Here is a 24,200-nt window from a genome sequence, read left to right as displayed (position 1 = left end):
TAAGGCGGTGCTTAAACGAGCAATTTTTGATGGCAGTATGTCAAGCAAAGACAGGGCGAGTGTTTTGAGGATTTTGCACAGCAAGTCAAGTGGCGAGAGAACAAGCCAGTGAGCGGAAGTTTTTAGCGACGCGTGAGCTACAGGTTAACAGGAAAGGCGATCGCTCGGCCTGACCTGTATTTTGTGAATGTGTTATTTAATTTCTCTTCCGACTTACAATTCTGTGCGAATCGAGAAGAGCTCCGGAAATAAGACCACATCTAACATTTTGCGCAAGTAACTGACTCCAGCGGTACCACCAGTGCCCGTTTTAAAGCCAATAATACGCTCCACCGTGGTGACATGACGGAAGCGCCAGATACGGAATGCAGTTTCCATATCGACCAGTTTCTCTGCTAATTCGTAGAATGCCCAATGTTGCTCAGGCGCCTGATAAACCTGTAACCACGCCTGCTTCACTGAATCATTGGCTTGCATAGGCTGTGACCAGTCGCGTTCTAAGCGGGGAATATCAATTTGAAAGCCGTTTCTTGCCATGTACATGATCGCTTCATCATAAATAGATGGTGAATTTAGAGCAGCTTCCAGGCTTGCATGAGCTTCGGGGGATTTTTCGTGTACCTGCAATAAGGCACCATTTTTGTTCCCTAATAAATATTCAAGTTCGCGGTATTGGTGCGATTGAAAACCCGACGAGTTACCGAGATAGGGGCGGATCGCTGTGTATTCACTCGGCGTCATGGTCGACAGCACATCCCAGGCATGCACCAGTTGATCCATGATACGTGCCACGCGTGATAGCATTTTAAAGGCCGGTGGCAAATCACCAAGGCGAATTTGATGACGTACTGCGTGCAATTCGTGCAGCATCAATTTGATCCATAATTCACTGGTTTGATGCTGAATGATGAACAGCATTTCGTTGTGATTCGGCGACAAAGGGTGCTGCGCCGATAAGATCTGGTCTAAGCCCAGATAATCGCCATAGCTCATATCTTTGCTGAAATCTAATTTTGCGCCATGCCAGTACATAGGGCATTTAGCGTTATTGTTTTGGTTGTCTGTGCTCATAGCAGATTTGGATTTCTATTTATTTTGAAAAATGTTTATGGCGGGTCGCTTAATGCAGATACGGATGTAAATGCTGGTAAGGCTTAGGTAACTGCATGTCGTTGAATATTCGCGTCGTATAATTGATTGTCGAGAATGTCAGTTAAAGCATCGACAGCATTCCAGACATCATCGAAACTGGTGTAGAGCGGCGTGAAGCCAAAACGCATAATCCCTGGTTCACGATAATCGCCAACGACACCGCGCCCGATCAAGGCTTGTATGACGGCATAAGCATGTTCATGTGTGAAGCTGACGTGACTTCCGCGCTCCGCATGTTCGCGCGGCGTGATCAGACTTAGCTGATGTTGCGCGCACCGTGCTTCTACTAATTTGATAAACAAATCCGTGAGTGCCAGTGATTTTCGTCGAATCGCGGGCATCGTAGTCTGCGCAAAAATTTGCAAGCCAGATTCAATCATTGCGAGCGAAACGATAGGCTGAGTTCCGCACAGTGCACGGCGAATATTTGGCGTAGCGTTAAAGTTAGGTTGCATGGCAAACGGTGCCGCATGCCCCCACCAGCCGGTCAGTGGATGATGAAACTGTGCCTGATGTCGCTGCGGTACCCAGATAAAAGCTGGCGCTCCTGGGCCACCGTTTAAGTATTTATAACAACAGCCAACAGCGAAATCTGCCTGCGCATGATGTAGGTCCACTTCGACCGCGCCAGCAGAATGCGCGAGATCCCATAAACACAAGGCACCATGCTGATGTGCCAACGTCGTGACTTGTGCCATATCGTATAGATAACCAGTGCGATAGTTGACATGGGTCAGCATCACTAACGCCGTATTCTGGTTAATCGCGCTATGTAATTCTTCGGGGGAATCGATTAAGTGAATTTGGTAGCCGCGATCTAACCACTTGGTCAATCCTTCAGCCATGTAAATATCGGTCGGGAAATTGCTCCGTTCCGTGATGATGACTTTGCGATGTGCCGCGTCGGCTTGCTGCGCTTGAATTTGCAGCGCCGCTGCGATTGCCTTAAATAAATTGATAGAAGTAGAGTCAGTGATCACCACTTCTTCCGCCTGTGCGCCAATGAGAGGCGCCAACAAATTACCTAAACGAGAAGGTAAATCAAACCAACCCGCTTTATTCCAGCTGGTAATCAGATCGTTACCCCATTCTTCTTGTATCACTTGCCGAGCACGATCAAATGCCGCTTTAGGCTGCGCTCCCAGCGAATTGCCATCAAGGTAAATCATATGGGCAGGCAAATTGAATTGTTGGCGTAATGCCGCCAAGGGATCTTGCAGGTCTAATGCGAGGCAGTCATTGTGTGTGATGTTCATAGCGATAGTCGTGATATTTTTTAGAAGTTGAATTGCGCAGAAGTGAACCGAAATTTGGATCTTGAATGTACAGGGATTGTAATGAACGCTCTGTGAACGAATTGTTACGGTATTTTATGTCGATTTTATTGGATTGTTCTTGCAAATTGCTATCGTTATTACTAATAAAATAGAATAATATGGCAAATATTGCGAATATAGTGATGGGAAATTTCAATGCAGCTAGATCCTACCGATTTAAAGATTTTGCAGCTATTGCAAGCTGATGGACGTATCAGTAATCAAGACCTGGCTGAAAAGGTATTTTTGTCACCATCATCGTGTTTGCGAAGGGTCCGGATGTTGGAAGAGAGCGGAGTGATCAGTCATTATCGTGCGGTATTAGACACAAATGTTCTAGGCTTAGAAGTTGACGCTTTTGTACAGGTGACGATGCGGCGTGATGTTGAACAATGGCACGAGAATTTTTCTAAATCCTTGCAGAGCTGGCCTGAGGTCGTTGGTTCGTACATTATCACTGGCGATGCTAACTATTTGTTGCGCGTGCGAGCTCGTAATCTCAAACATTACTCAGCCTTCGTGTTGGAGCGTTTGTATAAGACGACCGGCGTGCTGGACATACGATCGAATATCGTTTTACAAACGCTAAAAGAGAGCAGTGAGCTGGCGCCGGAATTGTTATCTGAGTAGCTAACTAAATGCCACTTACCAACCGCACGCTATGTTTTAGACTGGTTACGATTTGACGTCTCCTTCAGCGGTCTTAGCCTTGGGCAAAGCCGACATTAATTTTCCATTCGCCGGATCGCTGCGATTAATTCCAGCATGCTCTATGTGTCCGGCATAGCGCCGCAGGAAATCTTTGTCATCGACGATGCTAAGCTTGAGATCATACCAAGCGTGACTGTTTTCCAGGCTCCAATAAATGGTCTCGCTACCTTGCGCTGCGATAGCCAACTGTTGTGCTGGTGCGCCATAAAACAAATCTTCTAATTTAACTTCTTGCGCTTGCTTGCCGTGATTAAAGATGCGCAGTGTTAGCACCAGACTTTGATTGCTGACGACGCTGTTGCTACTGAGTTCTTCGATGTCAATTTCTATCTGATGTTTTGGTAGGCCTTGAAAGACTCGCAGAAACCCATTCGGGCCATGTAGACGTAGTGCATAGCGTTCATTCGCAAAATCTTTACATTGCCAAGATTCGCGAAAATTCTGTTGCGCACCTATCGTGTAGTACCAGGGGCCGCTATTGTGGCCGCTAGGATAAACCGTGAGCACGGCGGCTGCATTTCCCCAATTGCGCATCTCCAGTGAAAATCTTTCAGCGTCACCGCTGATTTTTCCATTCACCGCCAAACGATAAGGCAAAGAACGCGCGGGTCGGGTGTTGTCATTCTCAAATTCTTGCTGCGGTAATGTCGTCGTATTGAGTGGCAGTAAGCTCTTATCACCATTGCAGCTTTGTTGCGCTTGGCGCAAATATGTATGGTGCGGCGTATTAAATAATTGCTGCGGGCGTTGCAGAGAGGGGGCGTTGAAGTCAAACATCGACGTCATATCACCGCACACCGCACGACGCCACGCAGAAATGTTTGGTTCAAATACACCAAAGCGTTTTTCCAAAAAACGGATGATAGAGGTGTGATCAAATACTTCGGAACACACAAAGCCGCCGCGACTCCAGGGTGAAGCCACCAGAAATGGTAAACGTGCACCCAGACCAAAAGACTCACCGCCACTGATTTCACCATCGGTGGATATCGTACTATAGCCATCTGCACGGGTCGCGGGTGCTACCGGCGGTGGTACGTGGTCGAAGAAGCCTCCTTCTTCATCGTAACAAAGAATGAATACTGTTTGTGACCACACCTTGGGATCTTCTGTTAGCACATCAAGCAATCTGGCGCTCAAAGATTCGCCGTAGCCGGGCGGATTTTTTTCTGGATGTTCGCAAAATTTAGTCGGCGCAACGATCCAGGATACTTCGGGTAAATTACCTGAGCGCACATCTCGTGCGAACAGGTCAACCAAAGCTTGTGCATCGGCAGAATTGGTATTGAGTGGTAGGCCTTTCGCGTCAAGTTGCTTGGTTTCTCCGGCATACGAACGCGCGCGCTCATAACGCTCCCGTTGCGCCGGATCACTCACATCAAGATGACGAAACTGTGGAAAATAGGCGAGAGAATTATCACCGTAATTATCGTATTCCTGATACACCTTCCAACTGATATTGTGTTGACTAAGCCGTTCTGCATAGGTAGTCCACAGATATGGTGATTTCCAATCCTTCTTGTCGCGACTCATACATGCAGTTTCATTGCCATCATCGACATTCGACAAAGCATGACGACCATCGTGACCGACAGATACACCGTTGGTTCCAGAAAATAGATACATGCGATTCGGGTTGGTCGGGCCAAAGACAGACGCAAAGTAAGCATCCCCCACGGTAAATGCATCCGCCAGTGCATAATAAAACGGTAATTCAGAACGACTTAGATAACCCATACTCATTGCGGTTTTCTCGCGTACCCAAACATCGTAGTATGCCCACATCTTCTGACTGTATTTCCAACTGTGGGGTAAATCGCTTTGCATACATTGACTGCGATCAAATTCTGTACTGGCTTGCGCCTGTAATGGGAAAGGTAATTGAAAGCGACCATATTCGGCAGGCTGTTGCCATATCGGTTTGCCGTTCCGAGTCAGGATGGGCCGTGGATCACCAAAACCCCGAACGCCTTTCAAGCAACCAAAGTAATGATCGAAAGAGCGATTTTCTTGCATGAAAATCACCACGTGTTTGACGTCTTGTAGACTATTGGTGCTGCTAGTTGGCTCAATATTGAGGGCGTTCGCGACACTGCTTGGTAATGCGGACAATGCAGCGGTCGCGGCCCCCGACTGGGCGAAGAATTTCAAAAAATCGCGACGAGATGTATTAGTCATGGTCGTTCCAAAATCCCTGAAAACAAGAGGCTTATCAACTTTATACCAGACTATTGCGTAGGCTGATGCTAGTTGCGTCTAACTGGTGCAAGTCGAAGATCAGAATGTCATTACGTCCTTTTTTTAGAGATGTTGCAGGACAATACAAACGCTGCTGTGGCCCCAGTTGCCAATAGCGACCCAGTGCATGTCCATTCACCCAGACCACGCCTTTTGTCCAGTGTTGCATATCAATGTAGACATCACCTGTTCTTGTGAAGTCCAATGGAAGCTTAAAGAAATTGCCCGGGCGTTTGCTAACGGATTTTGACGCACGCAATTGTTGAAGAAAGTACTGATCCATTGGCAAGTGGTAGCACAACCAATCTTGCAATTCTTCTGACTGTGGATGGTCAGGATGAGTGCTTTGTAATATCACTTTAGAGCAGATACCTTTTCTGTCTACGGCAACCCGACCATAGTTAATTCTACCCATTGCTTCCACCAGAATGTCTAGTGTCTTCTTGCTGCTGGAATTGTCTGTCCAGGCAGGTAATGGAAACGCGTGTCGATGATTCGTGAGTTTTAATTTTGCGAAGCGTTGAGGATCAATTTTTGTGCGTGAAATCGCCCCACAGTATTTCTGATTAAGGTGAATGCTGGCGTAGTCGTGTAATTCGGCGATGTGCAAGCTCCGCTGTGGGTGTTGTATTTCTTGAGGAAGTTCTTTTTGATACAAAATGAAGCCTGAGGTTTGCCCTAAGCTTTCCATACTGGCCGGCTCTTTGGTTTTTACCGGAGCGGGAAGGTAATCCCAGAGCGAGCAAAAAAACTTGGGCAGGTATTCCTGTCGTGGATCGGTGCGTAGTTGCGGTATCGCTGCAGGAAGTGGCGCGAGTTTCTGTGCTAAAGCCTGCTCAATAATGGCACGATACTTCCAATAGAATTGATTTGGTTGACCCTGTTCATTGATGGGCGCTGCGTAATCGTAGCTAGTGATGTCAGGTTGATATTCGCCTTTTTCGGTATTCGCACCAGCGCTAAAACCGAAGTTAGTACCGCCGTGGATGACATAGATATTGAAGGATAATTTTTCTCGCATCATCGCGGCAATCGTCGCACTCATATCGACATCGGTGCCTTGCAATTGTGGATCCCCCCAATGTGTCAGCCAACCCGGGTATAGCTCACCACACATCACCGGTACTTGTGGATAGAGTTCGCGTGCTTTAATAATGTCTTTCACTTCGCCACCACTTAGACCGATTGCTGCCTCGGGTATGCTGGTTTTATTCGTGATTAATTGTGGCAAACCATCTTGCGTATAAAACGGTCCCGAAATGCCATGCTCGACCCAGAGTTGACGTAGCTCTTCCAGATATGCAGGATCGCTGCCATATGAGCCAAACTCATTTTCGATTTGCACCATAAGGATAGGGCCGCCGTGTTCCAACATCAGCGGTTTAGCGATGCTTGCCAATGCTTGAATGTAACGTTTGACAGCGTGCATGTAATGCGGAGCTGTTGTCGAATTGGCGCGCAGCACGATGTCGTCATGACGTAATAGATAAGCAGGTATCCCGCCCAAATCCCACTCGCCACAAATGTAAGGACCTGGACGCAACAAGACATACAAACCTTCATCCTGACACAGTTGCATGAAGTGCCGGATGTCGCGGTTCTCAGTGCTGAAATCGAAAACGCCTTCGCGTTCTTCGTGATAATTCCACATCACATAGATGGCGATCGTGTTCATGCCCATCGCCTTCGCCATTTGTATTCGATGTTTCCAATAGGCTTTAGGAATGCGCGCCGGATGCATTTCTCCGCTACGGATTTGAAAAGGTTTTTGATCTAATAAAAATTGATTCTCAGTCGTAGAAAAAGAAAATCTCTGTTGTGCTAAGAGAGAAGTGGTCGCGGCACTGATTTGGCTGCTGATGACACTAAGCGCGCTGACATGGAGAAATTGACGACGATTGAACATGGTGGTTTGCAGGGAAAAAGTTGATCTGGAGCGATTGAAAATTGATTCATCTTTAGCATAACTTAGGGTTTGCGTATGACTGGGATATGAATTTTTAAGGACGTATCAAATTTTTCTTAATGAGTCAGAGATTTTTGTCTAAGTCGGCGCTCAGAAAACATGGGTAGTAGCGATCGCGCTTGATGGCTTCATCAAAAAATGTGGTGAAACTACAACCGCTCGCTACCTATTTATTCTAGCTTGTGTCGCACACCTTTAAAAAAATTGAACGAGTGAAGACTTTTTTCTGTAGGCCAGCGACTACTCCAGTCTATCCCACATGTTTCGCTAGCAATGAAATCAGACTATCAAAACCATTTGATATTCAACAGCGAATGTGGATGTGTGTAGCTCATTAAGTAAAGCTCAATGAGAAGTCAAATTTATGTCGTTGGCGTGTGCTCAGAGATGTCTCTAGACTTTTTTATGTCATCACTATCCTGTTTTTTGATACGCACAATTTCACAAGAGTTGTGTAGCACCAGTCGATATCGATACCACTATTGGGGTCGCAGCCAGTGCGGCGATATTTCCAGGGATGGATGCAGATTTATTTTGTCCTGACATCACATTTAATTGAAAAGATCATGCCTAAAACTACACACACACATACGCTTAAACATTCGGTGATTGCCCATGCGATCGCCATTGCTTTTGGAACTGCGGTACTGACGCTTGGTGTCAGTACCAACATCATGGCGCAGTCAAATGCGACTGGTACTATTTTTGGTCAAGTTCCAGTCGGTGCCGGCACCGTTGTGGTTCTTGAAAACGTGGCGACCGGAGTTCATCGTAATCTTACGCCAGATGCTAAGGGCAGGTTTCAGGCGACATCTATGCCACCAGGTAAGTATCAAGTTAAGTTGATGCGCGATGGAAAAGTCGAGAAAGCAATTGAGGTGGAAGCCTTGATTGGTCAGGGTGTGGAAGCAAGTTTTGGCAATGAAGCTTCAGTGCAAACCGTAACTGTGCAAGCCAAAATTAATCGTATTGATGTCTCCAATACTAATAACGGAACGGTGTTTACATCGAAAGAATTGGCCAGCTTGCCGATATCGCAAAATGTGCAGGCGATTATTGCTCTCGCGCCGGGAACAGTGCGAAACGTTTCTGGTTACTACGGCAATGTCTCCAGTTTCGGTGGTGCCAGCGTTTCAGAAAACTCTTATTACATCAATGGTTTCCCCGTAACGAATATCTTGACGCAAGTCGGGGCCTCAGAATTGCCATTCGGCGCGATTGCGAATGCGCAAGTACTTTCTGGTGGATACAGTTCTGAATTTGGACGTTCGACAGGTGGTGTGGTCAATATTACGACCAAGAGCGGTACAAATAATTGGGTCGCTGGTGGCAAAGTGTCGATGGTTCCAAACCTGACCGGAAAACCGGCAAACACTTACTTTGAAAATACAGGCACTCATCCACTCCAAGACGGCAAACTGCAGTATTACAATCAAGCGAATACCTCATCTAGCAAAACTGCGGGTATTTATGCCGGTGGTCCGTTGATCAAAAATAAATTATTCATCTTTACTGCGATAGAACAAAGCAAATCAACTAGCGAATCGATTGCTGCCTCGTCTGATCGCCAAGAAAATCCACGCGGCTGGTCGGTGAATGAAGGCACGGTGGGACGGTATCTCGTTAAATTGGATTACAACCTGACTGATGATCACCATTTTGAATATACCTATATCAAAGACCAGTCAAAAAATGTTAATTCCAATTATGGTTTTAGCTATGCAACATTAACCCGTGACAAGGTGCTCGGTAGTGGCACAACAGTTTGGAACGCCGGCAATACGCGCGGTGGAAGTAGTGGCAGTAGTCCGGGCAGTGACGATAGTATCTTCAAATACACGGGTTATTTGAGCGATGATTTAACTGTGACCGCTTTATACGGACAATCAAAAACTTCGCCTAAAGTTGTTCCTTATGGCTATAACGCTGCGATCAGCTCAGTAGGAAGTTCGATCACATCGCGTGCTCCAGGGGTGGTTTATCCGGTCAATCCGCAACCTTATGGCGATCAGGTTCGTGCAGATAGTCGTGATGAACAACAGACGCTTCGTTTAGATCTGGAATACAAATTGGGTAACCACTATTTACGTGGCGGTATCGATTACAACAAAGCGAATTCTCTGGTCGGTGCAACCCGCCCCGGCGGACGTAGCTGGAACTACCAATATCACAATAATCCAACGACCTGGAAGCCAGCAGGTGCGAATGAGACCTTAGCGCAGGGCGGCGGATATGGTACGCAAGGCTTTTATGTCAGTGAAGGAACTTATTTCAAGTCTGGCGCACCTTCTACGACACAATCGGCACAGTACATACAAGACCGCTATCAAGTCACGGATAATGTATTGTTAGATTTGGGCCTGCGTAATGAGCAATTCCATAACTACAATAACAAGCACGAGTTAGTGATTTCACAGACTCGCCAAATCGCACCGCGTCTTGGTGTAACTTGGGACGTCAACCGTGATAGTAGTTTCAAAGTGTATGCGAATGCAGGTCGTTACTTCATGCCAGTTCCCACTAACCTAGTAGGGAACATGGGATCTGAGTTGAAAACAACGACACGTTATTACACTTACACCGGTGTTGATCCTACTACAGGCGTGCCACAAGGATTGCATCCTATCAGCGACGTTATTGTGAATATCAACACCTCGCCTGATGCACGTTCAGTTGCTGCAGAAAACATTAAGCCTTTCTATCAAGATGAAATGTCTTTGGGCTTTGAGAAAGCCATTTCTTCATCGCTTAATTTTGGTGTAATGGGCACGTATCGTACTTTGCGCACGACCTATGATGATACTTGTGATCCACGTCCTATTTTTGCTTGGGGTAAACGCAATGGTTATCCTAATTTAGAAGAAGATACAGGTGGCACGGACAATAGTTTGTATCCATCTTGGTGTATGGTGATTAATACGGGCGAAGCGAACACAGTATGGTTTGATCCGCACGGTTCTGGCAGCGGCAGCCCATTGGTTAAAGCCCATTTGACAGCTGAAGATATTGGTTTGCCTAAAGTTCGTCGTACTTATGAAGCGTTGAACTTCTTCCTCGAACATCCATTCAAAAATGGTTGGTACGGCAAAATCACTTACACATGGTCACGTAGTAAAGGGAATACGGAAGGACAGACAGATTCCGGCGTGGCGGGTGGAGACGTTGGTTTGAGTGCGGGTTCGGATTACAAAGAATTGGCCTATAACGCGTATGGCTTTTTGTCAGGCGACAGAACCCACGTGTTTAAAGGCTATGGCTACTATCAATTGACACCTGAATTGATGTTAGGCGCGAACTTACAATTAGCCTCCGGTCGTCCACGTAATTGCCTCGGCCAATTACCAGAATCAGCAGGGCAAGACGTTGGCTACTATGGTGGAAATTACTTCTTCTTCTGCGATGCAGAAGGCGGTAAGCCATCTCCGCGTGGTAGTCATGGACGTTTGCCTTGGACTTCGCAGTTGGACTTGAATCTCGCGTACCAAGCGCCTTTCTTGAAAGGTTTAACGCTGAGAATGGATTTGTTCAATGTGTTCGATGTGCGTACCATCAATTCTGAAGGTAGTGGTTCAAATGATGGTGAAGGTGGCATTAGCCCGACATATCGTCAAGGTGGGAATCGCACTGCGCCACGTTCTGCACGTTTGACTGCGGAATACAATTACAAGTTTTAAGAGTTAGTCATAGCTAGCTTTGTTTAGCCTGATCTTGTGGGAGCGCTCTCATCATGTTATGTTCGATGAGAGCGTTTTTTTATTTTCGAGAGTGAAGTATTAATGACATTAACTGATTACATGGCAGACCTGCCTTTGCTGGCTATTTTGCGCGGCATACAAAATCATGAATGTGTAGCGATCGCTGAGGTGCTGGTCGAGCTTGGTTTCCGTTGCATAGAAGTGCCACTCAATTCACCGAACGCGATTGAAAGCATACGATTGTTAGCACAACGTTTCTCAAGTGACTATTTGATTGGCGCAGGTACGGTGCTTACCTTGCAGCAACTGGAGGATGTACAGAAAGCTGGTGGCCGTCTGATCGTGATGCCGCACGCCGACGGCAAAATCATACGCGCTGCGAAACAGGCGCAGATGATTTGCGCGCCCGGTGTGGCGACGTTGACGGAAGCTTTTTCTGCACTTGAAAACGGTGCAGATGGCTTGAAATTATTTCCCGCTGAAAGCGTTGCGCCAACGGTATTGAAAGCGTGGCGCACGGTATTGCCAGTATCAACAATTTGTCTGCCGGTTGGCGGTGTAAAACCCGATGGTATGTCGACTTATCTGGCTTCCGGCGCGAATGGGTTCGGGTTGGGATCGAATCTATATAAGGCTGGTGATAGCCTGACTCAAGTCCGTCAGAATGCTGAAGCCTATGTGCAGGCTTGGCGACAACAGGCGACTGCAGTGTAAGTTGATAGCGTCTTTTTTTTACGAACTTGTTGTCACGTAATTCAGTCGCCAGAAGTTGTTCCGCATTCTGGCGATTTCCTATTTTCCTTTCTGCTATTTGCATCAAAAATTACTCGCCTACATCATAAAATTTTTCTTGATGCAGGCTTAATTATTTGTCGCTGTTGGCTTTTTCCATTCCCCTTTATTCTTGCCTATGTCGATAGTCAATTCTCAAGATTGCTCTGGGAATTCCTATCGCTTCGGAAAAAATCTGTTGCGGCAAGCTTTGCAAAATTGCTTGCCTGTCAGAGATTGAGCTAAAAAATAACAGGAGAACTCAATGAAATTAACTAGGATTGCCGCAGCATTATTGGCGATAGGATTTGCGTCTAGCAGCTTAGCTGCAGATGACGATGAAATAAAAAAAGACAAACAAGAGAAAGTAGAAAAAACCGAGAAAGTGCAGAAGGTAGAAGTTACTGGCTCTAGTATCAAGCGGGTGAACGCGGAAACTGCTTCACCAGTGCAAGTCATCAGCGCTAAGCAGATTGAAAGCATGGGCGCACGTACTTTATTGCAAGTGCTCGATAACTTACCTGCTGCGCGTCCGGCACAGCAAGATTTTCGTTCTATGTTTACTGGTTCTGATGGTGCGTCACAAGCGAATTTGCGTGGGTTAGGCGCACAGGGAACTTTGATCCTGTTGAATGGACGTCGGTTGTCTTTTTATGGCGCACCAGAAGGCTTTCAAACACAATTTGTCAACATTGATGCGATCCCGGCTGCGGCGATAGAACGAATGGAAGTACTGACCGATGGTGCTTCCGCAGTGTACGGTTCGGATGCGGTGGCGGGGGTGATCAATATCATTACTAAGAAATCATACAAAGGCTTTGAAGCCAGCGCGACGGTAGATAGTTCGCGCGATGTGAAATCGTATGGTGAGCGACAAGCAAGCGCCTTGTTCGGTTTCGGCGATTTGGCGACCGATAATTACAATGTTTATGGCTCTGTCAATTTGTACAAACGCGATCGCATCGCATTAGAAGATACTTACCTGAAACGACCTGAGCAGTTCTACATCAACAATCCTACCTATGTCAGTAATTTTCGCATCAATGAAGGTAGCCAACCAGGTGTGTTAAATCCTGGAACATTGTTTGTCTTCGACAAGAACGCAGCGAATAAACGGTACCAACAAGCTGCGTCTGGCTGTACCACTTTTGTGACCGAAGGCTCCGGTACCCGTTGCGTTTGGAATACCTTGCCGTACGCTCTGGATACTGGTCCAACCTCAGATCGCGCTACAGTTTTTGTTAGCGGCCGTATGAATTTGGGATCCGATTGGGAAGGCTTCGCTGAAGTCGCTTTCACCGACATCGATATGCGCGGTGAAAATGGTCCACGTACCTTCAGTAGTGGTGGCGGTACGGCAAACTGGTATTCGCGCAATACCGGCACAACACTTAATACGTTTAGCTATCCTTACTTAGGTCCGAATAATGTGTACCTGAAAAACATGAGTGCGGATCTCAAAGCGAAGATGGGTGGGGCTGCTGGCTTAACTTATTTATTGCAGGATGCGAACGGACATTTTGGTCAACAAAATACAGATAGAACTTATCGCGCCATGGCAGGTGTGCGCGGCGCATTTGGTCAGTGGGAATTTGAATCTGCGTTAGCGGTTGCAGGCAGTCATTCGACCTTATACCAAACCATTAATGTGAATAAAGATGGCTTTGAAAAAGCCTTCGGGCCATTCACGGTTGATCCTGTCACCAAGCGCACTTACATTGCGGACAATCCTGCGTATCAATTTGGTGTGATCAGTGACAGCAATGCCGCTTTATTGCGTCAGGCTTATCCAACTTTTGATATTCAATCTTGGACTAAGTTGGTGACTTGGGATGCCAAACTTGAAGGTAGTTTATTCAAGATGGATGCCGGTGATGCGCGCGCTGCCTTTGGTGTGAACCTGATGCATGAAGGCTTTGAAACGCCGGGTAATCAAGATGCAGCCAACGGTAAAATCACACAACAAGGTGGCTCATGGTTTGATGGTTCACGCACGATCGCGGCGATCTTCGGTGAAGCAATTTTCCCGTTAGCAAAGAATCTGGAAGTGAACACCGCGGCACGTATCGATAAGTATCCGAATTTTGCAGCGAATCTCGCGCCGAAGATAGGTGTGACGTATCGGCCATTGAGTGAACTCTTAATTCGCAGTACGTATTCGCAGGGCTTCCGTGCGCCGAACCTGGCTGAATCCGGTGTCGGTGGCGTGTACGCGCAACGTGGAGGTATGCGTGACACCGTGCGTTGCGACGAAACGAATGCGATCGCCAAGATGTTGATGAAGTCGGTCAGCGCAAGCGATCAAGATTTAGGTAAGTCCTTATTGAATTCAAATTGCAGTATCAATATTGGCGGTTTGACGCCACCGAACCCGGATTTGCAACCCGAAAAAGCCAAGATCAGCACATTTGGTTTAGTGTTCCAGCCGACCAAACAGTTTGATATTTCTGCCGACTATTGGTTTGTCTATCGCCGTAACGAAATCGTACGTCAGGATTTCACTGAAGTTTATGATCAAGCAGTTGAGAAATATGGTCCAGCGTTAATTGGCGCGCCTAATGCGGTTCGCGCACCAATTACTGATTTTGATAAAGCGAATATGGCAGCGGTGGCCGGGATGTGCGCTAATTCTGCCAACGCGGCTGCCTGTGCGGCTGGCGTACCGAAGTATTCTGTCGGGATTTTGGCAGGTTTGACGAATAAGTACATGAATCGTGGCCGTACTTTGCTCGACGGATTTGATATCGATGCGCATGCGCGTTTTGATCTCGGTGCTTACGGTAAGCTGAACTTTGGTACAGCAGCGACCATCATGAACCGGAATACCTACAATGGTGACGATGGATCTGGTTTCTCCCAAAACTATGTCGGCTATTACGGCAATCCAAAATTGCGTGCGAATTTCAATGTGGATTGGCAATATCGTGATTTCGGTGCCAGTGTATTTGTAAATTACACCGGTGGTTCTAAGTGGGCGTATGACAAGAATGACGAGGAAAACAATAACCCGACCTCATGTACTGCCGCTGATGTGGCGGTGGCACCAAATAATTGTGGTGGCGCACCCGCGTTTAAAACAGTCAGTTTAGGTTTGAATTGGACGCCGATCAAAGACCTGCGTTTGGGCTTGAATATCAAGAATGTGTTGAATACCAAACCCTTCTACGATCCGTATGGCTGGGAAGGTTACAATCATGGTTTGAATTTATTTGGGCGCGTGCTCAGCGTTTCGGCTAGTTACAAATTCAAATAAGCTGTCTGTTTAGTAAAAAAGCAGCGAAGGGATTCATTTCCTCGCTGCTTTTTTGCATAAACGCTGGTCAGACTCTAGGCACCGATCCAAGGCAAATCAGCTGAGCACCAGCCACCAACAGTTTTACGATGACCATGATGGTCTTTATCACCCTCGAATCCTTGCAAAATGTCATAGCAAGCGGTGTAACCGTTTTCTGTCGCCAACTTTGCGCCATGGCGTGAGCGCACACCAGAGCGGCATAAAAATAGGATAGGTGTATTTTTATCCGTGATCGCTGCAGTCAATTGCGCCATAAATTCTGGATTTGGCGCGCCACTAGGATACAGGCTCCATTGCACCGCCTTATGCTGTCCTTCCGCGATTTGCACGCGCCCGACCCAATCACGTTCCGCATTTGTACGCACATCGACTAATAGTACTTGATTGTTATCTTGCAACAATTGAAAAGCTTCCTCTGGTGTTACTGCGCCTGCATAAGGTAATTGTTGTTCTTGCCCGCGATGCTTTGCTTTATCGATTATGGTGTTCATTGGTTTTCCTTTGCTTTTATTTTGATTGATAGCGCCCGCTGGTGTGATCATCATCGCAGCTCGTTGCATTGTCTATTGTAGAACTTACGTTGAATTTCTGTTTGGCAATTTGCATGTGCGTTTTCAACATGGAGCATCGTTCAACAAGAAATGAATTTTGATGCGGAGAGGGAGTTACTTCGTGAAGTTTGCGCTGGCTTTCTCGTGCACCATTTCGACACTTCATATACGCACCAAATTGGTGCTTCATACTTTAAATGCATTATTTTGGTGCGTCCAATAATTTGTAGATATGATATCTAATTCATTGAGGTTGGATTTCTCTTTATAAAACAAAGACTTAAATCTACAGTTTTTCTTGCCTTCTTTCTCTTGTACATGGCACGCTTTCTGCTAATATCCTCGTCGTGTTCTCGATTCTTTTTTGCATTGTGATGGTGCGTTTTGCAAATTTTTGCCATCTTAGTGTCATAAAAAGGAGTGAGAATAGAGATAGATTGCAACAATACTGTCTATTTCTTATGCATTTTGATTTGATGTCGTAGTTCTAGAACTTATTTTTGAACGATTATTTTGAATGATTAAGGAGTTTCAAATGGCAATGACCCCAGCAGAAGTGTTGAAGATGGCGAAAGATAACGAAGTAAAATTCGTTGATTTCCGTTTCGCAGATACGCGCGGTAAAGAGCAGCATGTAACAGTGCCTATTTCTCACTTCGATATCGATAAATTCGAATCTGGTCATGCATTTGATGGTTCTTCTATCGCTGGCTGGAAAGGTATTGAAGCGTCTGACATGTTGCTGATGCCGGATCCAAACACGGCGAATATTGATCCATTTATGGAAGAAACGACATTGTTCATGCAATGTGACGTGATTGAGCCAGCCGATGGTAAAGGCTATGACCGTGATCCACGCTCTATTGCTAAACGCGCTGAAGCGTATTTGAAATCTTCTGGTATCGGTGATACAGCTTACTTCGGCCCAGAACCAGAATTCTTCATTTTTGATAGCGTACGCTGGAAAATCGACATGTCTGGCTGCTTCGTGAAGATTGACTCTGACGAAGCCTCATGGACAACAGGCGAAAAACTCGAGGGTGGTAACACAGGTCACCGTCCTACAGTGAAAGGCGGCTACTTCCCAGTGCCACCAGTAGACAGTTTCCAAGATATGCGTTCCGAAATGTGCTTGATTTTGGAATCCTTGGGCATTCCAGTCGAAGTGCATCACCATGAAGTTGCTGGCGCTGGTCAAAATGAAATCGGTACACGCTTCTCGACTTTGGTAGAGCGCGCAGACTGGACGCAAAACTTGAAATACGTTGTATGGAACGTCGCGCACACTTATGGTAAGACAGCAACTTTCATGCCAAAACCTATCGTTGGTGATAACGGTTCTGGTATGCACGTACATCAATCTATCTGGAAAGACGGCAAAAACCTGTTTGCAGGTGACGGCTATGCTGGTTTGTCTGATTTCGCGCTGTACTACATCGGCGGTATCATCAAACACGCTAAGGCATTGAACGCGATTACGAATCCAGGTACAAACTCTTATAAGCGTTTGGTTCCAGGCTACGAAGCGCCAGTGAAATTGGCTTACTCCGCTAAAAACCGTTCTGCTTCGATCCGTATTCCGTATGTCGCGAATCCAAAAGCACGTCGCGTTGAAGCGCGCTTCCCAGATCCATTGGCGAACCCATACTTGTGTTTCGCAGCTTTGATGATGGCGGGTTTAGATGGCGTGCAAAACAAGATTCATCCAGGTGAAGCAGCATCGAAAGATTTGTACCATTTACCACCAGAAGAAGATGCATTGATTCCAACAGTGTGCGCTTCTTTGGAAGAAGCTTTGGATGCATTGAACAAAGACCGTGAATTCCTGACGCGCGGTGGTGTGTTCAGCGAAAGCATGATTGATGCTTACATTGAATTGAAGATGCAAGATGTACAGCGTATGCGTATGACTACGCATCCAGCTGAGTTTGATATGTACTACTCACTGTAATTGGTGCAAAAAAAGCGGGGCTTGCCCCGCTTTTTTATTGAAAGCAAGAAGGGTAATTGTGCAAAATCATTGCTTGGCATACACTAAGCTCTTATTGACTACTCTACATTACCCACTATGAAGCAATATCTGATCGGTTTTGGCGCATTGTTTGGTCTGGCTTGTTTGACCAGTGTGCCTGTGCTCGCGCAGTCCGATGTGTATTTATGTGTTGATGCAAATGGCAAGAAAGAATACAAGAATACAGGTATTACCAAGGGATGTAAGTTGGTAGATTTGCCGCACGTGAATACGATTCCCGCACCTGCGTCTCCAAAAAAAGTCGCATCGACCACAGCGGCTAAGCCTACGGTGAGTCCAAGTGGTTTCCCGAAAGTGGATGAAGGAACACAAAAGGCCCGAGATTCAGACAGAAAACAAATTTTGTTGGATGAGCTGAAGGTGGAAGAGCAAAAATTAGAAGCGATTAAAAAAGAATATAACGGTGGTGAGGTTGAGCGCCGTCCAGATGAGCGTCAGCCATCTAAATATGTAGAGCGGGTGAATAATTTAAAAAATGATTTGGCGCGTACAGAAAAAAATATCGAAGCGCTGAAACGTGAAATTGGCAACCTGAAATAAGGTCTGCGGTTGCAGGCATATAAAAAAGGTCGCTGTTGCGGCCTTTTTTTAATCCATTTTCAAGAGCAATTCAACTTAATGAATAAATTCGCAGGATTAGATTTGTTGGCCTCCGCCGTATTAGTGATGGATCCGCAAGGATGCATCGTGTATGCCAATCCCGCAGCTGAGAACTTGCTTGAGCGCCCATTTAAATTACTCTTCAAATTGCGCCTGAAGGATTTGTTTTTGAATGGCGATGAGCTGCTGACAGGCTTTGAACAGGCGGTCGCGCAGCAGTTTGCTGATAGGCGGCAAGATCTGATTTTGGAAAGAAATGGACATGAGCCTTTGCACGTACATAGTATCGTGACTGCACTCGATCATCCAGATATGCCAGTTTTGATTGAGTTGCGCGAAAATGTGCAGCAGCTCAAGTTAGACCGTGAAGAGCGTATGCAAGACCAGAACAAAGAAAATAAAGAATTGATTCGCAATCTGGCACATGAAATTAAAAACCCATTAGGCGGAATTCGTGGCGCAGCGCAACTACTAGAGTTAGAGTTGCCGGAGCGTGATGCGAAAGAATTACGCGAATATACCCAAGTCATTATTAAAGAAGCTGATCGACTGCAGGTCTTGGTTGATCGCCTATTGGCACCGAATCGCTTGCCTCAAGTGATTGCCGACGTGAACATTCATGAAGTTTGTGAGCGTGTTCGTAGTTTGATTGTTGCCGAATTCCCCAAAGGTTTGTCGATTAAGCGCGACTATGATTTATCGATTCCAGAATTTCGTGGAGATCAACAGCAGTTGATTCAAGCCGTATTGAATATTGCCCATAACGCGGCGCAAGCCCTGCGTATGCGGATGGCAGAAGGTGACGCAGAGATAGTTTTTAAGACGCGCGTAGTGCGCCAAATTACGCTGGCAAAAATTCGCTATAGGCTGGCATTAGACTTGCATATCATTGATAACGGTCCCGGAATTCCTCCGAATATTCGTGACCGGATTTTTTATCCACTAGTGTCGGGGCGAGATGGTGGCAGTGGTCTTGGCTTGACGCTGGCACAGGCATTTGTTACGCAACACGCAGGGATAATTGATTGTGAAAGCCGTCCGGGATGTACCGATTTTCGGATTTTGATTCCTTTGCCGTGAACCAAAATCGCGCATGGATCGCTTGGAAAGATGCGCTCAAACGGTGCGCAAGTGGAACAAGCGGCAAGAAAAACTTAATTTATGAGATGCTGATCAATGAAGAAGAACATTTGGATAGTCGATGATGATGATTCGATACGCTGGGTTTTAGAAAAAGCACTAGCACGCGAAGGATTCGTCACACGTAGTTTTATGAATCCAGACGATGTTTTGACAGCACTGGATGATGAGTCGCCGCAAGTCTTAGTTTCGGACATTCGCATGAATGGCGCGTCCGGATTGGATTTACTGCAAACGATTAAGCAACGATTGCCGAGCTTGCCAGTGATCATCATGACAGCATTTTCGGACCTCGATTCTGCAGTGGCAGCATTCAAAGGCGGCGCATTTGAATATCTGGCAAAACCTTTTGACTTGTCGAAAGCGGTAGAGCTAATTCGTCGGGCGCTGGAAGAGAGTGCGCGCGAAGCGACGGTTGAATTGGTTGCTGATGTTGAAACAGAAATTCTCGGACATGCGGCCGCGATGCAAGAAGTGTTTCGTGCGATCGGACGTTTATCGCAGTCAAGTGTGACGGTGTTGATTACCGGCGAATCCGGTAGCGGTAAAGAATTGGTCGCGCGTGCTTTGCACAAACATAGTCCACGAGTAAATCAGCCCTTCATTGCGCTCAATACGGCTGCGATTCCGAAAGATCTGTTGGAGTCAGAATTGTTCGGACACGAACGCGGCGCCTTTACCGGCGCACAGTCTGCGCGGCGTGGTCGCTTCGAGCAGGCGGAAGGTGGTACGCTGTTCTTAGATGAAATTGGTGATATGCCATTTGATTTGCAGACGCGCTTGTTACGCGTACTGTCGGATGGGCATTTTTATCGTGTTGGCGGGCATCAACCGCTGAAGGCGAATGTGCGATTAATCGCCGCTACACATCAACATCTTGAAGAGCGCGTCAAAGAAGGGGTATTTCGTGAGGACTTATTTCATCGCTTAAATGTGATTCGTTTACGTGTTCCAAGTTTACGTGAACGGCGCGAAGATGTTCCTTTGTTGGCAAAGCATTTTTTAATTCAGAGCGCCAAGCAATTAGGTGTTGATGCAAAACGTCTGTCAGACTCTGCACTCAATTACATCTCTGGATTAGATTTTCCGGGAAACGTGCGACAGTTGGAGAATCTGTGTAACTGGATCACTGTAATGGCGCCTGGGCAAGTCGTTGAGATCGCTGATTTGCCAGGTGAATTGCTGCCATTATCTACAAATTCTTTGGTAAAGGACGGCGACGATACAGGGTTGTCGCAAGCGCATCTGACTCATCCACCAGAACAAATGTGGTTTTCAGCGTTGGAGCGCGAAGCTGAGCGGTTATTGCAGCAGGGTGTTCAGGAAATCATGCCAAAATTGAGTCGTGATTTCGAGAGCATAATCATTAAAGCGGCCTTAAGACATACCCATGGTCGTAAGAATGAAGCAGCAATCCGATTGGGAATAGGGCGAAATACCATCAGCCGGAAAATTCAGGAGTTAAGCATCGATGGTGTCAGGGATGAATGAGGTTTGGCGCAGGTGTCGTTTTTTTGCCCGCAGCTAGTGATTTAAAATATTCTCTTAAAGCACTTATCGGAGTATTATTTCTTTACGCAAACTGATGTTTAATCATAAACCTTGATTAGATGTAATTTGTGCCTTACGCGAACAATTCCGGTTCAACTACAAAACTTGATTGGTGCGTTATGCAAATATTCTTTGATGCTGCAATACTTGGGAGATGTCTATGAATTTCGATGCACTATTTCAGCAGCAAGGTGCTTTACCTACTATTCCAAAAGTCGTGCAAGAAGTGATTGATAGTTTTAATGATGATAACGTTTCGATTGACGAAGTCGCCCGTAAACTCGCGGCCGATCAAGTGTTGAGTGCGAAAATTCTACGTCTTGCGAACTCGTCTTATTATCACTCTTCGCGAAGCATAGGGACTGTCGATGATGCTGTGTTGATGTTGGGTTTTATGACTGTGCGAACTTTAGTCATTAGCAGTGGATTGACTGGTGGTTTTAAGGCGATGCCAGGTGTAGACCTAAAGCAGTTTTGGCGTTACAGCATGCACTCCGCGGTCATCGCAAAGTGTCTTGCGAAAAAAATTGGTGGTAACTCTGATTTTGCTTTTACGGTCGGTTTGATGCATGCAATTGGCCAGTTGGTGATGCATTCTGCAATGCCTGAGCAAACGCTGCAGATTGATAAGATAGCCGGATTGTTGGATGCTCGTCGTTTGGATGTCGAACGAACTTCGTTTGGTTACGATTTTTCTGATGTAGGTGCTGAGCTTGCGCGACGTTGGCGTTTTCCTGATAATTTTGCCAGTGTGATAAAAGGCTTTCCACATCCATTAGCCTCGGCTGATTTTGAACCTATGGCTGGCATAGTTCATCTAGCCGTCTGGCGTGCTCGAGCAGAGGAGAATAAATATTCAAAAGAAGAGATGGATGCGACCATTCCTACAGATGTGCTTGCAAGAGTGGGTATCTCGAGTGAGTATATGTTGAATGAAATGCCGCCAATCTCGGAATTAGCGGCAGGTCTTGAAGAATTGGTGAGTTAGTCCGGAAAGAAATTGAAGCCGATCTGCAAAAGTGAATCTTCAGAGACTTAACTTGCAATTGAGAATAAGCTTGGAGATGTAAAGCCGGATGAAGGAATTTAGTCCGGCTTTTTATTTCCTCGTTTATTTGTATTTGTGGTTAATACTTAATGCCACCGCCTCTGCGACTTTGATACCATCGATCGCCGCTGAAAGGATTCCGCCTGCATATCCAGCGCCTTCTCCAGCAGGGTAAAGGCCTCGAGTATTTAAACTCTGAAAGTCGTCATCTTTGCGTTTAATTCTGATTGGCGAGGAAGTACGAGTTTCAACACCAGTTAATATTGCATCTTTCAACGAGAAACCTTTAATTTGTTTATCAAACTCAGGAATTGCTTCGCGTATTGCTTCAATAGCGAATGCTGGTAGCACTTCTGCTAAATTGCATAAAGTAATGCCTGGTTTGTATGAGGGAACGACTTCCCCAAGTTCAGTTGATGCACGGTTGGCTAAAAAATCACCAATTAACTGACCTGGCGCGTTATAGGTTCCACCGCCAACCTCGAAAGCCTTACTCTCAAGTTTTCGTTGAAAATCGATTCCGGCAAGAGGATGTCCAGGATAATCAATTTCAGGAGAAATACCGACGACGATCGCACTGTTCGCATTGCGTTCATTACGTGAATATTGACTCATTCCATTGGTGACCACTCGCCCCGGTTCTGAGGTGGCAGCAACAACAGTGCCACCTGGGCACATACAAAAGCTATAAACCGAACGATCGTTTTTTGCATGATGCACCAATTTGTAATCTGCGGCGCCCAAAATCTTATTGCCCGCATTCGGGCCAAATCGCGCTTTATCTATGATTGATTGTGGGTGCTCTATTCTAAACCCTATAGAAAAAGGTTTCGCTTCGACGTAGATGCCTTTGTCATAAATTAACTGAAAGGTATCACGGGCGCTATGTCCAACGGCCAATACGACATGGTCAGTAAGTAGCTTTTCATCGTCGTTAATTGTTAGGCCGCAGATTTGACCTTCTTGGATATCAAAATCAGTCACTTTTTGCTGAAACCTGATTTCACCGCCCAATGCTATGATATTGCCGCGCATTTCCTCAATCATTTTCACCAGTCGGAAGGTGCCAATATGTGGTTTGCTCACATACATAATTTCTTCGGGTGCGCCCGACTTCACAAACTCTGTCAGTACTTTGCGCCCATAATGTTTGGGGTCTTTCACTTGGCTATAAAGTTTCCCATCCGAAAATGTGCCGGCTCCACCCTCTCCAAACTGTACATTTGATTCTGGTTGCAACTCTCGTTTTCGCCATAAACCCCATGTGTCCTTAGTCCGCTCACGAACAGCCTTGCCACGCTCTAATACAATAGGGCGATACCCCATTTGCGCCAGAACCAAGGCAGCGAATAGCCCGCAAGGACCAAAACCAATCACGACCGGGCGCAGAAAATGTGTTTCCTTGGCATGTGCAACAAACTTATAACTTGTATCTGGGGTTTGGCTTACTTTGTTTTGCCCTTTTACATCCTTTATTGCTCGTAGTAGTGTTTCTTCATCTCGCACGGTTACATCAACGGTATAGATAAGCACGATCGCGTTCTTTTTGCGAGCGTCGTAACTGCGCTTAAATATGTTGAAGTTCAACAGATCATCCGAATCGATTTTTAAACGCTTTAATATAGCGCCCCTTAAATCGGCTTCAGCATGGTCAAGTGAGAGTTGAATGTCGGTAATGCGTAACATAATTAGAGAGCTCAATAAATCAAAGCCGTATTTTAACTGTTACTGAATAAATGCCCCAAATAATCTAGGCTTGCGCAAACCACCAATTCTTTGCTATAGTTCGCCTCCCGCAGAAATGCGGGTGTGAAATAAGAGAAATGCAAGTAGCTGGTCGTTAAGTTCCTGATGTTTGAATTGAAGTTGAAGAAACTAAAATTTAGACGGTAGTTAAAACAGGGGGTTGACGGAAATAAAGAAGTGCTGCATAATCTCGTTTCTCTGCTGCTGACGAACACAACGCTTCGTAGCAAAACTCTCCGAAAGGATGAGTAAGTAGAAAAGAATTTAGATGATCTTTAACAATTAACAGTCAATAAATGTGGGCACTTGATAATGAGGCGACTAACTACTTCGGTAGTTAGGAAACTTAAAAAATATCAAATGTTCACAAGAAGTAAAGATAAGACGC

Annotated in this window: 15 protein-coding genes; 9 read left to right on the top strand and 6 right to left on the bottom strand. The window is 46.0% G+C overall.

Annotated elements, in window-relative coordinates; genetic code table 11:
- Window positions 1-213: 213 nt before the first annotated feature.
- Both kynA and kynU read right to left on the bottom strand, forming a co-directional pair.
- On the bottom strand, window positions 214-1,071 hold the full coding sequence (gene kynA, locus ACO0KW_RS06940; RefSeq protein WP_423052032.1) for a tryptophan 2,3-dioxygenase: 858 nt from the start codon (window positions 1,069-1,071) through the stop codon (window positions 214-216).
- Window positions 1,072-1,154: 83 nt separating this feature from the next.
- The gene (gene kynU / locus ACO0KW_RS06935; protein WP_423052030.1) at window positions 1,155-2,408 is read right to left on the bottom strand and encodes a kynureninase; all 1,254 of its coding nucleotides are present in this window, start codon (window positions 2,406-2,408) and stop codon (window positions 1,155-1,157) included.
- A gap of 216 nt (window positions 2,409-2,624) precedes the next feature.
- On the opposite strand from kynU, the gene ACO0KW_RS06930 reads away from it, so the two are divergent.
- On the top strand, window positions 2,625-3,098 hold the full coding sequence (locus tag ACO0KW_RS06930) for an Lrp/AsnC family transcriptional regulator (RefSeq protein ID WP_186941862.1): 474 nt from the start codon (window positions 2,625-2,627) through the stop codon (window positions 3,096-3,098).
- Between the two features lie 45 nt (window positions 3,099-3,143).
- Here the strand turns inward: ACO0KW_RS06930 and ACO0KW_RS06925 are convergent, their stop codons facing one another.
- Together ACO0KW_RS06925 and ACO0KW_RS06920 are read right to left on the bottom strand one after the other, a co-directional pair.
- A complete protein-coding gene (locus ACO0KW_RS06925) occupies window positions 3,144-5,357 on the bottom strand; it encodes a phosphocholine-specific phospholipase C (RefSeq protein WP_423052027.1) in 2,214 nt (737 codons plus the stop codon).
- Between the two features lie 40 nt (window positions 5,358-5,397).
- Entirely contained in the window at window positions 5,398-7,323 is a 1,926-nt protein-coding gene (locus tag ACO0KW_RS06920; RefSeq protein WP_423052025.1) for a beta-galactosidase, read from the bottom strand.
- Window positions 7,324-7,949: 626 nt separating this feature from the next.
- On the opposite strand from ACO0KW_RS06920, the gene ACO0KW_RS06915 reads away from it, so the two are divergent.
- The 3 genes from ACO0KW_RS06915 (at window position 7,950) to ACO0KW_RS06905 (ending at window position 15,102) form a co-directional block, all read left to right on the top strand.
- Window positions 7,950-11,057, top strand: coding sequence for a TonB-dependent receptor (locus ACO0KW_RS06915; protein WP_423052023.1), 3,108 nt, complete (start codon window positions 7,950-7,952; stop codon window positions 11,055-11,057).
- A 102-nt stretch (window positions 11,058-11,159) separates the two neighbouring features.
- Window positions 11,160-11,792: a 2-dehydro-3-deoxy-6-phosphogalactonate aldolase gene (locus ACO0KW_RS06910; protein ID WP_423052021.1), complete on the top strand. Its 633-nt coding sequence runs from the start codon at window positions 11,160-11,162 to the stop codon at window positions 11,790-11,792.
- 322 nt (window positions 11,793-12,114) lie between these two features.
- Entirely contained in the window at window positions 12,115-15,102 is a 2,988-nt protein-coding gene (locus tag ACO0KW_RS06905) for a TonB-dependent receptor plug domain-containing protein (RefSeq protein ID WP_423052019.1), read from the top strand.
- 74 nt (window positions 15,103-15,176) lie between these two features.
- Here the strand turns inward: ACO0KW_RS06905 and ACO0KW_RS06900 are convergent, their stop codons facing one another.
- Entirely contained in the window at window positions 15,177-15,635 is a 459-nt protein-coding gene (locus tag ACO0KW_RS06900; RefSeq protein WP_423052017.1) for a rhodanese-like domain-containing protein, read from the bottom strand.
- 595 nt (window positions 15,636-16,230) lie between these two features.
- Between ACO0KW_RS06900 and glnA the strand changes: the two genes are divergently transcribed.
- The 5 genes from glnA to ACO0KW_RS06875 all read left to right on the top strand — a co-directional run bounded on the left by glnA (window position 16,231) and on the right by ACO0KW_RS06875 (window position 22,006).
- On the top strand, window positions 16,231-17,646 hold the full coding sequence (gene glnA / locus ACO0KW_RS06895; RefSeq protein WP_186944221.1) for a type I glutamate--ammonia ligase: 1,416 nt from the start codon (window positions 16,231-16,233) through the stop codon (window positions 17,644-17,646).
- 117 nt (window positions 17,647-17,763) lie between these two features.
- Complete coding sequence (locus ACO0KW_RS06890; RefSeq protein ID WP_423052014.1) at window positions 17,764-18,267, top strand: DUF4124 domain-containing protein; 504 nt, start codon at window positions 17,764-17,766, stop codon at window positions 18,265-18,267.
- Between the two features lie 78 nt (window positions 18,268-18,345).
- Window positions 18,346-19,407 (top strand): nitrogen regulation protein NR(II), encoded by a 1,062-nt coding sequence (gene glnL, locus ACO0KW_RS06885; protein WP_423052012.1) that lies wholly within the window; start codon window positions 18,346-18,348, stop codon window positions 19,405-19,407.
- A 96-nt stretch (window positions 19,408-19,503) separates the two neighbouring features.
- Window positions 19,504-20,958, top strand: coding sequence for a nitrogen regulation protein NR(I) (gene ntrC, locus ACO0KW_RS06880; RefSeq protein WP_423052010.1), 1,455 nt, complete (start codon window positions 19,504-19,506; stop codon window positions 20,956-20,958).
- Between the two features lie 220 nt (window positions 20,959-21,178).
- A complete protein-coding gene (locus ACO0KW_RS06875) occupies window positions 21,179-22,006 on the top strand; it encodes an HDOD domain-containing protein (RefSeq protein WP_423052008.1) in 828 nt (275 codons plus the stop codon).
- A 123-nt stretch (window positions 22,007-22,129) separates the two neighbouring features.
- Here ACO0KW_RS06875 and ACO0KW_RS06870 read toward each other — a convergent pair whose 3' ends face one another.
- Complete coding sequence (locus tag ACO0KW_RS06870) at window positions 22,130-23,752, bottom strand: NAD(P)/FAD-dependent oxidoreductase (protein ID WP_423052007.1); 1,623 nt, start codon at window positions 23,750-23,752, stop codon at window positions 22,130-22,132.
- Window positions 23,753-24,200: the final 448 nt, after the last annotated feature.

It is taken from the genome of Undibacterium sp. Ji22W (genome assembly GCF_049340305.1).
GTDB lineage: Bacteria > Pseudomonadota > Gammaproteobacteria > Burkholderiales > Burkholderiaceae_D > Undibacterium.
This window is presented reverse-complemented; position numbering and strand designations above follow the sequence as displayed.

Coding starts and splice junctions, on each gene's coding strand:
- ACO0KW_RS06905 (WP_423052019.1), top strand. CDS start 12,115: ATGAAATTAACTAGGATTGCCGCAGCATTATTGGCGATAGGATTTGCG.
- ACO0KW_RS06925 (WP_423052027.1), bottom strand. CDS start 5,357: ATGACTAATACATCTCGTCGCGATTTTTTGAAATTCTTCGCCCAGTCG.
- ntrC (WP_423052010.1), top strand. CDS start 19,504: ATGAAGAAGAACATTTGGATAGTCGATGATGATGATTCGATACGCTGG.
- ACO0KW_RS06920 (WP_423052025.1), bottom strand. CDS start 7,323: ATGTTCAATCGTCGTCAATTTCTCCATGTCAGCGCGCTTAGTGTCATC.
- ACO0KW_RS06910 (WP_423052021.1), top strand. CDS start 11,160: ATGACATTAACTGATTACATGGCAGACCTGCCTTTGCTGGCTATTTTG.
- glnA (WP_186944221.1), top strand. CDS start 16,231: ATGGCAATGACCCCAGCAGAAGTGTTGAAGATGGCGAAAGATAACGAA.
- kynA (WP_423052032.1), bottom strand. CDS start 1,071: ATGAGCACAGACAACCAAAACAATAACGCTAAATGCCCTATGTACTGG.
- kynU (WP_423052030.1), bottom strand. CDS start 2,408: ATGAACATCACACACAATGACTGCCTCGCATTAGACCTGCAAGATCCC.
- ACO0KW_RS06900 (WP_423052017.1), bottom strand. CDS start 15,635: ATGAACACCATAATCGATAAAGCAAAGCATCGCGGGCAAGAACAACAA.
- ACO0KW_RS06930 (WP_186941862.1), top strand. CDS start 2,625: ATGCAGCTAGATCCTACCGATTTAAAGATTTTGCAGCTATTGCAAGCT.
- ACO0KW_RS06875 (WP_423052008.1), top strand. CDS start 21,179: ATGAATTTCGATGCACTATTTCAGCAGCAAGGTGCTTTACCTACTATT.
- ACO0KW_RS06890 (WP_423052014.1), top strand. CDS start 17,764: ATGAAGCAATATCTGATCGGTTTTGGCGCATTGTTTGGTCTGGCTTGT.
- ACO0KW_RS06915 (WP_423052023.1), top strand. CDS start 7,950: ATGCCTAAAACTACACACACACATACGCTTAAACATTCGGTGATTGCC.
- ACO0KW_RS06870 (WP_423052007.1), bottom strand. CDS start 23,752: ATGTTACGCATTACCGACATTCAACTCTCACTTGACCATGCTGAAGCC.
- glnL (WP_423052012.1), top strand. CDS start 18,346: ATGAATAAATTCGCAGGATTAGATTTGTTGGCCTCCGCCGTATTAGTG.